The 14,452-nt window shown below is 61.3% G+C and carries 12 protein-coding genes and 1 tRNA gene; 7 read left to right on the top strand and 6 right to left on the bottom strand.

Annotated elements, in window-relative coordinates:
- Positions 1-31: 31 nt before the first annotated feature.
- Positions 32-505 (bottom strand): peptidylprolyl isomerase, encoded by a 474-nt coding sequence (locus R3F07_18950; protein ID MEZ5278468.1) that lies wholly within the window; start codon positions 503-505, stop codon positions 32-34.
- 212 nt (positions 506-717) lie between these two features.
- Between R3F07_18950 and R3F07_18945 the strand changes: the two genes are divergently transcribed.
- Positions 718-2,202, top strand: coding sequence for a sugar ABC transporter ATP-binding protein (locus tag R3F07_18945; protein ID MEZ5278467.1), 1,485 nt, complete (start codon positions 718-720; stop codon positions 2,200-2,202).
- A gap of 115 nt (positions 2,203-2,317) precedes the next feature.
- Positions 2,318-3,277, top strand: coding sequence for an ABC transporter permease (locus R3F07_18940; GenBank protein MEZ5278466.1), 960 nt, complete (start codon positions 2,318-2,320; stop codon positions 3,275-3,277).
- Positions 3,278-3,424: 147 nt separating this feature from the next.
- Here the strand turns inward: R3F07_18940 and R3F07_18935 are convergent.
- Positions 3,425-3,501 (bottom strand) — tRNA-Arg (locus R3F07_18935).
- A gap of 83 nt (positions 3,502-3,584) precedes the next feature.
- Here R3F07_18935 and R3F07_18930 point away from each other — a divergent pair.
- The gene (locus R3F07_18930) at positions 3,585-3,767 is read left to right on the top strand and encodes a CPXCG motif-containing cysteine-rich protein (GenBank protein ID MEZ5278465.1); all 183 of its coding nucleotides are present in this window, start codon (positions 3,585-3,587) and stop codon (positions 3,765-3,767) included.
- 186 nt (positions 3,768-3,953) lie between these two features.
- On the opposite strand, the gene R3F07_18925 is transcribed toward R3F07_18930, so the two are convergent.
- Positions 3,954-5,024: a glycoside hydrolase family 172 protein gene (locus R3F07_18925; GenBank protein MEZ5278464.1), complete on the bottom strand. Its 1,071-nt coding sequence runs from the start codon at positions 5,022-5,024 to the stop codon at positions 3,954-3,956.
- 276 nt (positions 5,025-5,300) lie between these two features.
- On the opposite strand from R3F07_18925, the gene R3F07_18920 reads away from it, so the two are divergent.
- A complete protein-coding gene (locus tag R3F07_18920) occupies positions 5,301-6,980 on the top strand; it encodes a hypothetical protein (protein MEZ5278463.1) in 1,680 nt (559 codons plus the stop codon).
- 252 nt (positions 6,981-7,232) lie between these two features.
- Here R3F07_18920 and R3F07_18915 read toward each other — a convergent pair whose 3' ends face one another.
- From R3F07_18915 to R3F07_18905, 3 genes are read right to left on the bottom strand one after another with little or no spacing between them, the layout of a single operon-like run.
- Entirely contained in the window at positions 7,233-8,936 is a 1,704-nt protein-coding gene (locus R3F07_18915) for a GspE/PulE family protein (GenBank protein MEZ5278462.1), read from the bottom strand.
- Positions 8,937-8,994: 58 nt separating this feature from the next.
- On the bottom strand, positions 8,995-9,201 hold the full coding sequence (locus R3F07_18910) for a hypothetical protein (protein ID MEZ5278461.1): 207 nt from the start codon (positions 9,199-9,201) through the stop codon (positions 8,995-8,997).
- 6 nt (positions 9,202-9,207) lie between these two features.
- Positions 9,208-9,612, bottom strand: coding sequence for a response regulator (locus R3F07_18905; protein MEZ5278460.1), 405 nt, complete (start codon positions 9,610-9,612; stop codon positions 9,208-9,210).
- Positions 9,613-9,817: 205 nt separating this feature from the next.
- Here R3F07_18905 and metK point away from each other — a divergent pair, with 205 nt between their 5' ends.
- From metK to R3F07_18890, 3 genes are all read left to right on the top strand, one after another.
- The gene (gene metK / locus R3F07_18900; protein ID MEZ5278459.1) at positions 9,818-10,984 is read left to right on the top strand and encodes a methionine adenosyltransferase; all 1,167 of its coding nucleotides are present in this window, start codon (positions 9,818-9,820) and stop codon (positions 10,982-10,984) included.
- A gap of 29 nt (positions 10,985-11,013) precedes the next feature.
- Positions 11,014-12,432, top strand: coding sequence for an adenosylhomocysteinase (gene ahcY / locus R3F07_18895; GenBank protein ID MEZ5278458.1), 1,419 nt, complete (start codon positions 11,014-11,016; stop codon positions 12,430-12,432).
- Between the two features lie 346 nt (positions 12,433-12,778).
- Positions 12,779-14,452: an NADPH-dependent assimilatory sulfite reductase hemoprotein subunit gene (locus R3F07_18890; protein MEZ5278457.1), complete on the top strand. Its 1,674-nt coding sequence runs from the start codon at positions 12,779-12,781 to the stop codon at positions 14,450-14,452.

The raw sequence follows: 14,452 nt of genomic DNA, 5'->3' as shown, positions 1-14,452 counted from the left end.
GCGTTTCTCGCACCCCGGTTCAATGGACAGGTCAAGCCACGCTGGCCTTGACGATCTTCTGGGTATCGATCGGCTTGTCGCCCCCATCGGTCGGCACGGCTTCGATTTTCTGGACCACCTCGTAGCCACTGGTCACTTCGCCGAAGATGGTGTGTTTCATGTTCAGCCACGGAGTCTTCGCGGTGGTGATGAAGAACTGGCTTCCGTTGGTATTCGGACCGGCATTGGCCATGGCGAGCAGACCCACCTTGTCGAAGCGCAGTTCAGGGGTGCATTCATCCTGAAAGGATTTGCCCCAGATTGAGGAGCCGCCCCGGCCCGTGCCGGTCGGATCGCCGCACTGCAGCATGAAATCCGGAATGATCCGATGGAAAATGATTCCGTCGTAATAGCCCTTCTTGATCAGGCCGACGAAATTCTCACAGGCCTTCGGGGCGATTTTCGGGAAAAGCTTGAGCGTGATGGAGCCTTGGTTGGTCTCCAGGGTGACGATGGTTTCTTCCATCCCGCGACCGTTTCGACACGATTCCCCTCTGGCAAGGAAAAACCCTGTCGCTCCCCCGGATTGGCAGCTTCTTCGCCACCGTTTGGTTTGCTCCCGGCTTTCATTCCTTCCTATCCTGTCGCCGTCCTCTGTCTTCAGGCCCCGGTGCACCACCCCGGAGACCGCTCCTCTCGCCACCAATCTCTTCACAGCCTGCCGCGAACCTCTTCTGCATGCCGTTTGAACTCAAAGGTATCCGCAAACGCTTCGGTCCGACCCTGGCACTCGCCGGGGTCGATTTCCAGGTGGGCGGGGGAGAGATCCACGCCCTGATCGGAGAAAACGGAGCCGGCAAGAGCACGTTGATGCGCGTCCTCAGCGGCGTCCTTCGAGCGGACGCCGGATCCATGGTCCTGGATGGGAAAAGCTATACTCCGACGAGTCCGGACGCCGGGCGTCGAGCCGGGGTCTCCATGATTTACCAGGAGTTGATGCTGGCCCCGTACCTCAGCGCCGACGAAAATATCCTGCTCGGGCGGGAGCCGGCGGTTCTCGGATGGATCAGTGGATCGTCCCGTCGGGAAATCGCGAGGAAAGCGCTCGCCCAACTCGGTCATGAATCCCTCCCCCTGAGGGTGCCGGTCGGGCAGCTGACCGTGGCTGAGCAGCAGATTGTCGAGATCGCGCGCGCGTTGGTCGGTCGGCCCCGCGTCCTCATTCTCGACGAACCGACCAGCAGCCTGACCCGGACGGACACAGTCCGCCTTTTTGAGGTCCTTCGCCGACTTCGCGATCAGGGTGTCAGCATTGTCTATATCAGCCACTTTCTCGAGGAATGCCGGGAGATCGCCGACCGCTACACCGTCCTTCGCGACGGTCGGACCGTCGGGACCGGCTCCATTGCGGAGACGGACCTGCCATCCATCATCAAGCTGATGGTCGGTCGCGAAGTGTCCGAGGTCTATCCCCGACGCCAGTCCCGGAGCGGACCGGCCATTCTCACGGTCGATGAATTGTCGGGATCGGCCAAGCCCGACGGCGTTTCTTTTGCACTGGCCCGGGGCGAGATTCTCGGCCTGGCGGGATTGGTGGGCGCGGGACGGACGGAGACCGTTCGGACTCTCTTCGGGCTCGATCGCCTGAAATCGGGCCGATTGAATCTCAAGGGCGTGATCGTCGCTCGCCCCGAGCCCCGCAGCCAGATCCGCCGTGGGGTGGGCTTCCTCAGCGAAGACCGGAAAGGGGAGGGACTGATGGGGCGTCAGAGCGTGGCCGACAATCTGGTTCTGTCCGATTTCCGGCTGGTCAGCGCAGGCGGGTTTCTCTCATCCGGGAAACTCAAACGGGTCGCCGACCAATGGGTCGACCGACTTGGGATCGTGGTCCGGGACTCCCGGCAGCCGGTGGGCGATCTCTCCGGCGGAAACCAGCAGAAAGTCCTGCTGGCGCGCCTTCTTCACCAGGAGGCAGACATCCTCCTGCTGGACGAACCGACCCGCGGAGTCGATGTCGGCAGCAAGATCGAAATCTACCGGTTGATCGGTGACCTGGCCTCAAAGGGGTGCGCCATCCTCTTCGTCAGTTCCTACCTTCCGGAATTGCTCGGTGTCTGCGATCGGATCGGTGTCATGCACCGCGGCCGGCTCGCGCAGATCCGACCGACCGCTGACTGGACCGAGCACGAAATCATCCGCATCGCCGCCGGCGGAACAGGATGAGCGCCTTTCTGCTCTGACCTCTGACCTCTCCATCACTTTTCCCTTCTGTTCTTTCCGCAGTCCCCGTCTCCCATCTCCCACCTCCGTTGCATCGCGACTCCCTCTACCTATCCCGATGAAACCCAGCCTCCGAAACCTTCTCTCAGCCGCCGGACCCTTCCTGGGATTGATCCTGGTCATCGGGCTGTTCTCGATTGATCCCGAGGTCCGGTCGTATTTCCTCACCACCTACAACTTCAAGATAATCCTCACTCAGACGGTCATCGTGGCGGTCGGTGCCTTGGGGATGACCCTGATCATTGTCAGCGGCGGGATCGATCTCTCCGTAGGCTCGGTCGTCGCCCTGACCGGGGTGGTCGGTGCGCTCGTCCTGCGGGAAGGGCAGGGCGCTTTCATGGCGGTGGCGGCCGCCATTCTCACCGGCGGCTTGATCGGGGCTCTCAACGGAAGCCTCATCGCCGGCCTGCGGATCATGCCCTTCGTCGTCACCCTTGGCATGCTCGGTATCGCCCGCGGTATGGCCAAATGGCTGGGCGACAACCAGACCATCCAGTATCCGGATTCTCCACTCAACGGACTCATGGCGTCGGCCGATCCCCTGAGCAGCCTGCCGCCTCCGGGTGTCTGGGTGGCGGTCGTCCTGGCCATCCTGACGGCCATCATGCTTCGGCAGACGGTCTTCGGGCGGCATATCTTTGCCTTGGGCTCCAACGAAGCGACGGCCCGCCTCTGCGGACTGCCGGTCGGTCGATTGAAGATTTTCATCTACACCCTGGCCGGTCTCTACTTTGGTTTGGCCGGTGTGATGCAGATGACGCGGCTAAGGCAGGGCGATCCCACCGTCGCTGTCGGAGTCGAGCTCGACATCATTGCCGCCGTCGTCATCGGTGGAGCCAGCCTGAGCGGCGGCACCGGGACGGTGATGGGCTCCATCATCGGCGCCCTCATCATGTCCGTCCTGCGCAATGGTTCCCAGCAGATGGGCTGGCCGACCTATATTCAGGAGATCATCATCGGCGCCGTCATCATCCTCGCCGTCGCCCTCGACCGCGTCCGCCAGGCCAGGAAGCAGTGAATGCAGGTCCAGCCTGCCGGTGGCACGCCAGGAGGGATTGGCGTCTTTGCAAGATGGTGCTTTGCACTTCCCGATGCGCTGACGCGATCGGGACCCCATCTCCGCTTCGCTCCGTCGAACCCCGGGGTTCTTCGTCCCTCCTGCCGGTGGCACGCCAGGAGGGACTTGAACCCCCGACCCGCAGATTAGAAATCTGCTGCTCTATCCGGCTGAGCTACTGGCGCATCTCGGGATCGGTCGCATTGCGATCGATCGAAGAAATTGAGCTAAGCTTGCTTCATCGGCGCATCAAGGGAATTCTGAGACGGTGGAATTCATCGAAGTCACCTGTCCCTCGTGTTTCGAGAGCTTTGAGATTGCCGCCCCGAATCCGGAGGAACTGCCGGCCGTACTCGATTACGACTGCGAGGTCTGCTGCCGGCCGATGGAGATCGATGTTCGGGAGGACGACGGTTTCATTTTCGCAGAGGCCCGGGGACTCGGGGACTGAACCGTGATCCGAGGATGGATCGTCGCGTGGCGCTGGAGAGCTTCGATGCCCCCGGATTCATCCGTTTGGATTCCCGGTGTTCCGCGCAGGAGAGGCTTTACGCCTCGATCCGGCGGTTGGTCGAGGCGTAAAGCCTCTCCTGCAGATTCGCCAATCGTGGGGTGAGCCGACTCCAGGCCCGGGGATTCACCGCGGCCATCGCTCCCTGAGAGAAGGCAATTTCGGAAAGGGAGCATGCGGCTCCGCCTGGTACCAATAGGCCACCGAGGCGATATCGTCGGCCAGCGGCTGATACTTGCGGGTCGGCCACCAGCCGAGGGCCTGGATGGTCACCCGGAGGTTCGTACCGAAGCAGACCGGGTCCATGATATGCCAGCGGTAGAGGCTCCACTTCGGCGGACCGTTCCCGCCGGAATGCTTGAGCACGTTTCCGACGTAGGCCGTGCTGTAGGTCTCCGGAAAACCGTAACTGCCGCAGAAATAGTCCTCCGTTCCGGTCCCGCAGATGGTCGGGAAGGTCGCGTCGTCATCGATGAAGAATTTGATCTCGCCCTCGCCGAACCATCCATCGGAGAGCTGGGTCCAGGCGAGAAAAGTACCCGCGTATTTCCCCTTTCCCTGTATCCCGTCCACGATGACGTAATCGGGATTCGCCCGGTCCGTCGTCGCCCGCCGCCACTGGGCGTGGAAGGTGCCGGCGTTTTCCGGCACCTCGGTCTCCGCATAGGTTATCTGGTAGGTCAGGATCTCAAGATCCTGCGGGTCCTCATTGGTGAAGGTGATCCTCGCCCGCGAGCGGAAGGGCATCGGCCAGTAGCAGTTGAAGGCCGACTTGGGATTGGCGATGACGGCCAGGGAATTGACCGGGGCAAACAGGTTGTGACCCACCGCGAAGAAGTCCGAAACCGGCACTTCGATCGACGGCGTCTGCTCGCCGTCCCAGTAGAATCGGATGATGTGGGACCGGCCCCTGGCCGGATCGGCAACGAGCCAGATGTGCTGGATCAGGCCGGGGCCCTCGACATCCATGACCGTGACTGTCTGCCCGGATTTCACCTTCACGAACGGATTCACCTTCCAGCCCTGACCGAGATCGGAAGCCGCGTCACTGAAGGGGTATTTCGTCGGATCGGGAATGGCCATGCCGCCTTTGCCCTTTCCGCCGGTCGGGTTCTCCGGCGAAACGGATCGGGTGCGGGCATTGCCGACGAAGGGAAGTCCGCCGAGTCCGTGGTTGAGCGATTCTGGTGATGTCATGAGTGAAGGGATGGGACGGGAGATGAAGAATTCCCGACATGGTAGGGGTTTCCCGGTCGACAGCCATCCCCATTTCCCAGACCGTGGCCTGTTGGACCGTCGTTGACAGCATCGGGTCGTGGTCCCATCTTGGGATCGTCCGCTGTCTTGTGCCCCCACCCCCTGTCAGCCCCGATTCCGAGATTCGATCTCTTGTTCGCTCCGGGACACTTCGGTTCCCCGCAGGCGAGGAGTTCCACGGCGGCAGGTCAAACCCCAACCGATATGGTAAACGCCTTGCCAGAAACTGCTCTTCTCCCACTGGCGCCGATCCGACAGGCCGTCCTCAGGATCGGCGCCGCCGTCATCCTCCTGACCGCCGGTCCCGTCGCCATCGGCGCCCCGGCCATCCGATTCGATGGTCTCGGGGATTTTTCCCGGCCGATCACGACGGATTCCCCCGAAGCCCAGGATTTCTTTGACCAGGGGATGAACCTTCTCTTTGGCTTCAACCACGGCGCCGCGATCCGCGCCTTCAAGGAAGCGGCCCGTCTGGATCCCGGGTGCGCCATGGCCCATTGGGGCATCGCCCTGGCCAATGGGCCCCACATCAATCTTCCCCTGATGTTCCCGCCGATGGTCGAGGAAGCCTGGGCGGAGCTTCAGCTGGCCCTCAAATATGCGCCGCAGGCCACCCCGGTGGAACAGGCGTTGATTGAGGCGCTCAGTCACCGCTACGCCTACCCGCAACCGGAGGACCGCACCGCCCTGGATCTCGCCTACGCCGACGCCATGCGGAAGGTTTGGGAGGCCTATCCCGATGATGCCGATGTCGGCGCCTTCTACGCCGAGGCGTTGATGGACCTTCGGCCGTGGGACCAATGGACTCCTGAGGGCCTGCCGGAGCCGGGAACGGATGAGATCCTCGCCACGCTCGATGCGGTCCTGGAATTGAACGTCAATCACCCGTTCGCCAACCACCTTTACATCCACGCGGTCGAGGCGTCGCCCAATCCCGAACGTGCGCTTCCCATGGCGGACCGGCTGGGAGGTCTGCAACCCGGTTTGGCTCACAATGTCCACATGCCCTCACATGTCTACATCCGCGTGGGCCGGTGGCAGGATGCGGTCGACATGAACGTGAAGGCGGTCGCGGCCGACGACCGTCGCCGGGCGGCGGCAGGTCCCCCGCAGGGTTTCATCATACTGTACGCCGCACACAACCGGCACATGCTCGCCTATGCCGCCATGATGACCGGCCAGAGCGAGCTGGCGATCAGCGAGATCCGCGAGATGGTCGACGAAATCCCGGCGGAGTTCTTCGAGGAATGGGCCACCGTTGCGGAAGGATTTGCCGCCATGCCCGACGAGGTGCTTGTCCGATTTGGTCGATGGGACGATATCCTTGAACAGTCGGATGAGTTCCCCGACTACATGGCCCTGACCAAAGCCTTTCGACATGCCGCCCGCGGCATTGCCCTTGCGGCGAAGGGCGACCCGGCGGCAGCGCGGATCGAGCAGCTGAAGTATGTCGAACGCGCCGGTCTCGTGCCCGAGGAAGAGACCTTTGGCAACAACAAGGCGACCGCGATTCTCGCCGTGATCACCCCGATGCTCGAAGGGGAGATCCTGATTCGAGAAGGGCACCTCGACAAGGGCCTTGCCGCCCTGCGTGACGCCGTCGCGGCGGAGGATGCCCTCGCTTATGATGAGCCTCCTGGCTGGATCCTGCCGGTGCGGCACTCTCTCGGGGCGACCCTGATGGCGAATGGCCGCTACAAAGAGGCGGAGCAGGTGTATCGGGATGACCTCGAACGCCTTCCCTCGAACGGCTGGTCGCTCTTCGGCTTGGCGGAATCTCTCTTTCAGCAGGATCGCCGGACGGAATCGGCCGAGGTGATGGCGGAGTTCTCACACGTCTGGGCAAAAGCGGACGTTGCCATCGAGAGTTCCTGCTTCTGCCAGCCCGGGATCTGAACAGGGCCATCGCAAAGCGGCGCTGCATCTGCGAAGCTTTCCGCGGCGTCTTGGTCCGACTCGGAGAGCCGCGGCCTGGCGCGGCTGCTGCATTCGGAAGGGAATCTTCCAGTTCGGTGTTGCCGGTGAAAGCAAACCGTTCCTCGAGAGGTTGGCGGTCGCGTGGCTCCGGGCACCCAGAGTCCGAATGGCTCAATCGGAACTCCGGTTAACTCTGCCCTGTAATCCGCAGAAGGCAGAACCGGATGGACCTCAATAGGCCCACTCGAAAGAGGTGTTCTGCTCGATCTCGTCGATCGTCGTCAGGCCGAGTAGGACCTTCTTGAGCCCGTCGTATCGAAGCGGCCGGTAGCCGACCTTGCGGGCGGCTTTCTGCAAGTCTTCGGTGCTCCCCTCCTTGGCAATGATCGAGCGCATTTCTTCGGTAATCAGAACGAGCTCATGAAACGCGATCCGGCCACGGTAACCGGTAAAGCTGCAATCCGGGCATCCCCGGCCCCGATAGAACGGTACCTCGGTCAGCCCCTCATCCAGAAAGTAGCGCCGCAGCTCATTGAGCGACGGGTAGTAGGCTTCCTTGCACCGCTGGCAGATCCGGGCCGCCAGACGCTGCGCGATGACCCCGATGATCGAGGGCGACACCTGATGGGGCTCCACCCCGATCTCGACCAGCCGGGTGATGGCCTGGAGCGCGTTGTTGGTGTGAAGGGTGGCGAAGACAAGGTGTCCGGTCAGGGCCGCCTCCGTTGCGATCTTGGCCGTCTCCAGATCGCGGATTTCTCCGACCAGGATGATATCGGGATCCTGGCGCAGGATGGAGCGCAGGAGGAGGCTGAAGGTCAGGTCGATGTGGCTGTTGACCTGAGACTGGCTGATCCCTTCTAGCTGAAGCTCGACCGGGTCCTCAATGGTCACGATATTGACACCGGGTGTGTTCAGTTCCTGGAGCGCGGCGTAAAGGGTGGTCGTTTTTCCTGAGCCGGTCGGCCCGGTCACGAAAATGATCCCGTTGGGGTTTTGAATCAGGCGGCGAAACGGGGTCAGGATATTGTGGGAAATGAGCATCCTGTCCAATTCGAGAAAGTCACGCTTGCTCGCGGAGGCGAGGATGCGGACCACCACCTTTTCACCGAGCACGGTCGGCAGAAAGGAGAGCCGGAAGTCGGCCCGGTTGGTCCCGAGGTTGAGCGAGAATCGCCCGTCCTGTGGAAAGCGGCTTTCCGTGATGTTCAGATTGCAGAGTATCTTCAGGCGTGCGACGATCGCCGCGTGGGTCTTGCGCGGGAAGGTCAACATCTCGCGGAGAATGCCGTCGACCCGGAAACGGACCTTGGTCGAGGTCTCCGTCGGCTCAATATGGATGTCGGACGCCCGCTCGCGAATCGCGAAATAGACCAGCGAGTTGACTATCTGGATGAGCGAGACGTTCTCCGTCAATTCCGTCATCCGTTCAGCCGACATGTCGTCGGTCAGCCGAAGGTCAAGTGAGCGCAGGTCGGCGAGGGCTTCCTTGATTCCCTTTTCCGTCTGGTAGTGGATGGAAATGGCGGCCTCGATCTCACTGCGCAGGCTGAATACTGCCGTGACCTGGGTCTTGGCGATCTGGCTCAGGCGGTTGACCAGTTCGCGATCGGTCGGATTGACCATCGCGACCGTCAGGACGGTGTCGAAGATGTAAAGCGGCAGGACGTGAACCTTCTGGGCGATTTCCAGGGGAATAAGGTCGAGCGCCTCACGGTTGATGATCGTGGTATGGGGCTCGATATAGGCGATCCCGATGGAATCACTCCACGCTTGGGTGGCCTGGTCCTTGGTCAGCAGCTTGGCCTCAATAATGGCCTCGAGCAGATCCATCGTGCCGGCGTCGTGCTCTTCCAGAAGAGGCTCGAGCAGGTCGACGCTGACCTGGTAGGGAGGTGCTTTGAGCAGCTCCATGAAGGCATGGTTCGGCGCCATGGGTGCGGGAATCGTCCGCACCGTTCGCTCAGCCGTGGCCTCGGGCGGAGAGGGCGCTTTAGGAATCTTTATGCTTTTCACGGGCGCGCTTCTTTTGGGTGAAGATCTTGCTGATCTCAGTCTGGTCGAGAATCTCCTTGGAGAAGACCGACGAAGTTCGTTCCGATTCCAGCTCCTTCAGAAGTTCGGGCAGGGAGTAACGCACCTCCTGGATCTCCATCAGTGCGGCGTTGATCACCAGAGATGCATCCTCGTCTCCTTTCATGTCGGATCAGTCTTTGGCTACATCGACCGGTTTGACCAGGTGTTCCTCGATCGTGGTGATGATCACGTCCAGAATCTGGCTTTTCGGTGTGTCCTTGCGGATGAAATTGGAGGCGCCACCCTGGGCGGCATCTTCCACGATACGCCGGGTGGCCAACGATGTGATCATGATGATGACCGCCTTGGGATTGATCGCCCGGATTTTTAGGAGGGCATCCATGCCGTTCATATGCGGCATGTTGACATCGAGCAGCACGAGGTCCGGCCGCTCGCGTTCGTAGATCTCAACGGCTTCCTTCCCGTTGCGCGCTTCCAGGACGGCTCCCTCCAGCAATCGCCGGATGAGAACGACTAGAAAACCGCGGACGTGATCGTCGTCGTCGACGATTAGGGCTGAGATGTTATAGGCCATGAGACAACGTTGCTGCTTTGGAATTCGTCCGTCATCGGTCCTTTCTTTACCCGAAAATTACGGACGCCGCGCAAATAGACAGGATGGGGGAGGGTAATCCCGGCCAAGGGTGGGTGTTTCCTGCTCCAGGAAGTCATATCAAGAAATTCGAATATGATGATATTTGGCTTGCTTCCGGCCTTCTTCCCTATTCGCTCGGGTTTCCATGCCGAAAAACTTCGTATTTTCATCTGAGTCCGTTGGGGAAGGGCACCCGGACAAAGTCGCCGACTTCATCTCGGACTCCGTCCTGGATGCCTGTTTGAAACAGGATCGATTGAGCCGCGTGGCCTGCGAAACCCTGGTCAAGAGCAACTGCGTCTTCCTGGCCGGAGAGGTCACCACGAAGGCAAAGCTCGACTATGAGGCCATCGTTCGCTCGGCCATCCGCGAGATCGGCTACGTCAACGGGGACGATGTTTTTCACGCCGACCGCGTCTTCATCACCAATGCGCTGACCCGGCAATCGCCGGACATCGCCCAGGGCGTGGACGCCCGCCGGGTCAAGGGCAAGGCCACCGACGAACAGGGCGCGGGCGACCAGGGTATCATGTTCGGCTACGCCTGCACGGAAACGAAGGAATTGATGCCTTCGGCCATCATGTATGCCCACCATCTTGGCCGGGAAATCGCCCGCCAGCGCAAATCGGGCAAGGTCGCCTGGCTGCGGCCGGACTGCAAATCGCAGGTCTCGATCGCCTACAAGGACGGCAAGCCCGACCACATCACCGCGGTCGTCATTTCCACCCAGCATTCGGCCGATGTCTCCCACCGGGAGATCCGAGCCTTCATGATCGACAAGGTGATCAAGAAGATCCTGCCCGCCAGGATGCTGACGCCCCGGACCAAGTATCTGATCAACCCGACCGGTCGATTCGTGACGGGAGGTCCTGAAGGGGACGCCGGACTGACCGGTCGCAAGATCATTGTGGATACCTACGGCGGGTGGGGGCGGCACGGGGGCGGCGCCTTCTCGGGGAAGGATCCCTCGAAGGTGGACCGTTCCGCCGCCTATATGTGCCGTTGGGTCGCCAAGAACATCGTGGCCGCAGGCCTCGCCTCCATCGTCGAGTTGCAGATCGCCTACGCCATCGGCTACCCCAATCCGGTCAGCATCACCATCGACAGTTTCGGAACCGGAACGGTCAGCGACGAGAAGATCGCCGCCGCCGTGCAGAAGGTCTTCAAGTTCAAGCCGGCCGAGATCGTCAAACAACTCGATCTTCTGCGCCCGATCTACCGCAACACCACCAACTACGGACACTTCGGCAAGGCCGGACTGCCGTGGGAGCAGACCAACAAGGCCGCTGCACTCGCCAAGGCGGTCCGCTGAATTCCCAGAACCGACCTCAGGATGAAATCATGACGACTCTACAAACGACTGACTTCAAGGTCAGAGACCTCTCCCTGGCCGAGTTCGGCCGCAAGGAGATCACGATTGCGGAAAAGGAAATGCCCGGCCTGATGGCTATCCGGCGCAAGCACGCCGCGGCCAAGCCGCTCCAGGGGGTCCGTATCACCGGCTCGCTCCACATGACCGTGCAGACCGCGGTGCTGATCGAGACCCTGACGGCTCTCGGGGCCGATGTCCGCTGGGCCAGCTGCAATATTTTCTCCACCCAGGACCACGCCGCCGCGGCCATCGCCGCGGCCGGTATTCCGGTCTTCGCCTGGAAGGGCGAGACCCTTGAGGAATACTGGTGGTGTACCGATCAGGCGCTGTCCTTCCCGGATGGGCTCGGTCCGCAGCTCATCGTGGACGACGGCGGCGACGCCACCCTCCTGATTCACAAGGGCTACGAGCTTGAGAACGGGAGCGACTGGGTTGAACAGCCGGCCGGCAGCCGCGAAGAGGGAGTGATCAAGGATCTTCTCAAGCGGGTCCATGCCGGGGATCCGACCCGCTGGCATTCCGTCGTCGCCGAGTGGAAGGGAGTCTCCGAAGAGACCACCACCGGTGTTCACCGGCTTTACCATATGCAGACCAAGGGACAGCTCCTCGTCCCGGCGATCAACGTCAACGATTCGGTCACCAAGTCGAAATTCGACAATCTTTACGGCTGTCGCGAATCACTGGCCGATGGCATCAAGCGGGCGACCGATGTGATGATCGCGGGCAAGGTGGCGGTCGTCTGTGGCTTTGGCGACGTCGGGAAAGGTTCCGCTCAATCCCTGGCCGGCTTCGGTGCACGTATCATAGTGACTGAAATCGATCCCATCTGCGCACTGCAGGCAGCCATGGCGGGTTACGAGGTCACCACGCTCGAGGATACCCTCGGACGCGCCGACATCTACGTCACCACGACTGGAAACAAGGACATCATCAAGGTCGAGCATATGGCCAAGATGAAGGACCAGGCCATCGTTTGTAATATCGGACACTTCGACAACGAGATCCAGATTGACCGTCTCGAGGCCACCCCGGGGGTGCGCAAACTCAATATCAAGCCGCAGGTCGACCAGTACTTCTTCTCCGACGACCGGTCGATCTTCGTTCTGGCCGAGGGACGCCTGGTCAACCTCGGATGTGCAACCGGTCACCCATCGTTCGTCATGTCGAACTCATTTGCCAATCAGACGCTGGCGCAGATCGACCTCTGGACGAATCGTAAGGTCTACAAACCCGGTGTCTATCGATTGCCTCAGCATCTCGATGAAGAGGTGGCCCGACTCCATCTGGAGAAGATCGGTGTCAAGTTGACCAAGCTCACCCCGGAACAGGCCGACTATCTGGGTGTCCCGGTCGAGGGACCCTACAAGCCGGCGCACTATCGGTATTGAGCCGGGGGACGGTCACGTCTCCGACCCTGTTCATTCGGTTCTCAGGTGTAGTCACCCCACCTGTGGTGAGCCTGCCGAACCCAGTCTATTGGGGCGTGTCGACATGGATACGCGGCGAGAGATCGCCGCGGCGACAACCCTCGGGAAACAGCCCAGTTTCTTCCTGAACGAAGCAATTTGTGTGTTGCCGGTCAGGGCTACCTGGTTTCGGGGTAGGATCCAGGGCGGGCCCGTGATCCATGCCTTCTCGGCTCCCGCGTTATCCACTTATCTTTACCAATTTACCCGGAATAGTCAGGATATCTCTTGATGTTTCCATGAGCGTTCCTAGTTTGCTCGGCTGGTTATGAGTTCCAACAGCGAAGCGCCCAAGCCATTGCACGCCAACGAGGCCATCAAGGCCAACAGTCGCAACCTCCGCGGTACCATTGCGGAGGGATTGGCCGATCTGTCGACGGGCGGGATCAGCGCCGATGATTCGCAACTGACGAAATTCCACGGTCTTTATCTTCAGGACGACCGGGATGTCCGGATCGAGCGGCGGCGTCAGAAGCTTGAGCGCGCGTTTTCCTTTATGATCCGGGTCCGGGTTTCCGGAGGCATCTGCACACCGGCCCAATATACGGTCATCGACGACCTCGCCGACCGCTACGGCAACGGCACCATCCGGTTGACCACGCGACAGGCATTTCAGATGCACGGCATCCTCAAGGGCAATCTTCGCCCGTTGATCCGGGAGATGGACGAGGCGCTGATGAACTCGATCGGGGCCTGCGGCGATATCAATCGAAACGTGATGTGCCACGTCCATCCCGAGCGGTCCGCCGTACATCGGGAAGTCTATGAGGTTTCCTGCGCCTTGGCCGAGCATCTGCTTCCACGGTCGAGGGCCTATCATGAGATCTGGCTGGAGAGTGAAAAGGTCGCCGGCGGCGAACCCGAGGAGGAACCGATCTACGGCAAGACCTATCTGCCGCGGAAATTCAAGATCGGCGTGGCCATTCCGCCGAGCAACGATGTCGATGTCTATTCCCAGGATCTCGGGCTTATCGCGATTATCGCTGATGGAAAACTGAGCGGCTTCAATCTGCTGATCGGCGGCGGCCTTGGCATGAGTCACGGCAACGCATTGACCTACCCGAAGCTGGCGCAGCCCATCGGCTTCTGCCGGCCCGATCAGGTTAACGCCGTCGCCGAGGCCATCGTCACCACCCAGCGGGATCACGGTGACCGGGTGGACCGCAAGCACGCCCGTCTCAAGTACACGATCGAGGACATGGGACTCGAGGTCTTCAAGCAGGAGGTCGAGAGGCGTTCAGGCGTCACCCTGGACCCTTCGCGGGACTTCAGGTTCGGGCGGATTGCCGATGACTACGGGTGGACTCGGGGCGAGGACGGTCGTTGGTCCTACATTCACTTCATCCAGAGCGGACGGATCGCCGGGGCGGCCAAACGGGCCATTCGAGAGGTGGCCGACCTCGGTCAGGGCGACATCCGCCTCACCCCGAGCCAGAATCTCGCCATCTGCGGACTCGATGATGAAACCAGGGGCAGGGTCGAGTCCATCCTGGCGTCGCACGAGCTCACCGGAAGCCGTGGGTTGACGGGGCTCCGGCTCAATTCGATGGCCTGCCCGGCTCTTCCGACATGTGGGTTGGCCCTGGCTGAGAGTGAGCGCCAGTTGCCCGAATTCCTCAACGCTCTCGACGCGGTTCTGGTCGCAAACGGTCTGGAGAACGATCCGATCAGCATCCGCTCTACGGGTTGCCCGAATGGATGTGCGCGGCCTTACCTCGCCGAGATCGGCCTCGTCGGCAAGGCACCGGGGAAATACAACCTTTACCTTGGTGCCGATTACCTCGGCGCCCGCTTGAACACGGAGGTGGCGGTTGCGCTCACCCCGGCGGAAATCATCGAGAGACTTTCCGGACTGCTCAAACGCTACGCGGAGGAGCGGACCAGCGGCGAGCGTTTTGGCGATTTCTGTCACCGCGTCGGCGCGGTGGCCCCGGCCGCCTGA

The sequence above is a fragment of the Opitutaceae bacterium genome (assembly GCA_041395105.1).
In the GTDB taxonomy this organism is placed as follows: Bacteria; Verrucomicrobiota; Verrucomicrobiia; order Opitutales; family Opitutaceae; genus B12-G4.
The sequence above is the reverse complement of the archived record's forward strand: the minus strand, read 5'-3'. Positions and strand labels throughout refer to the sequence as shown.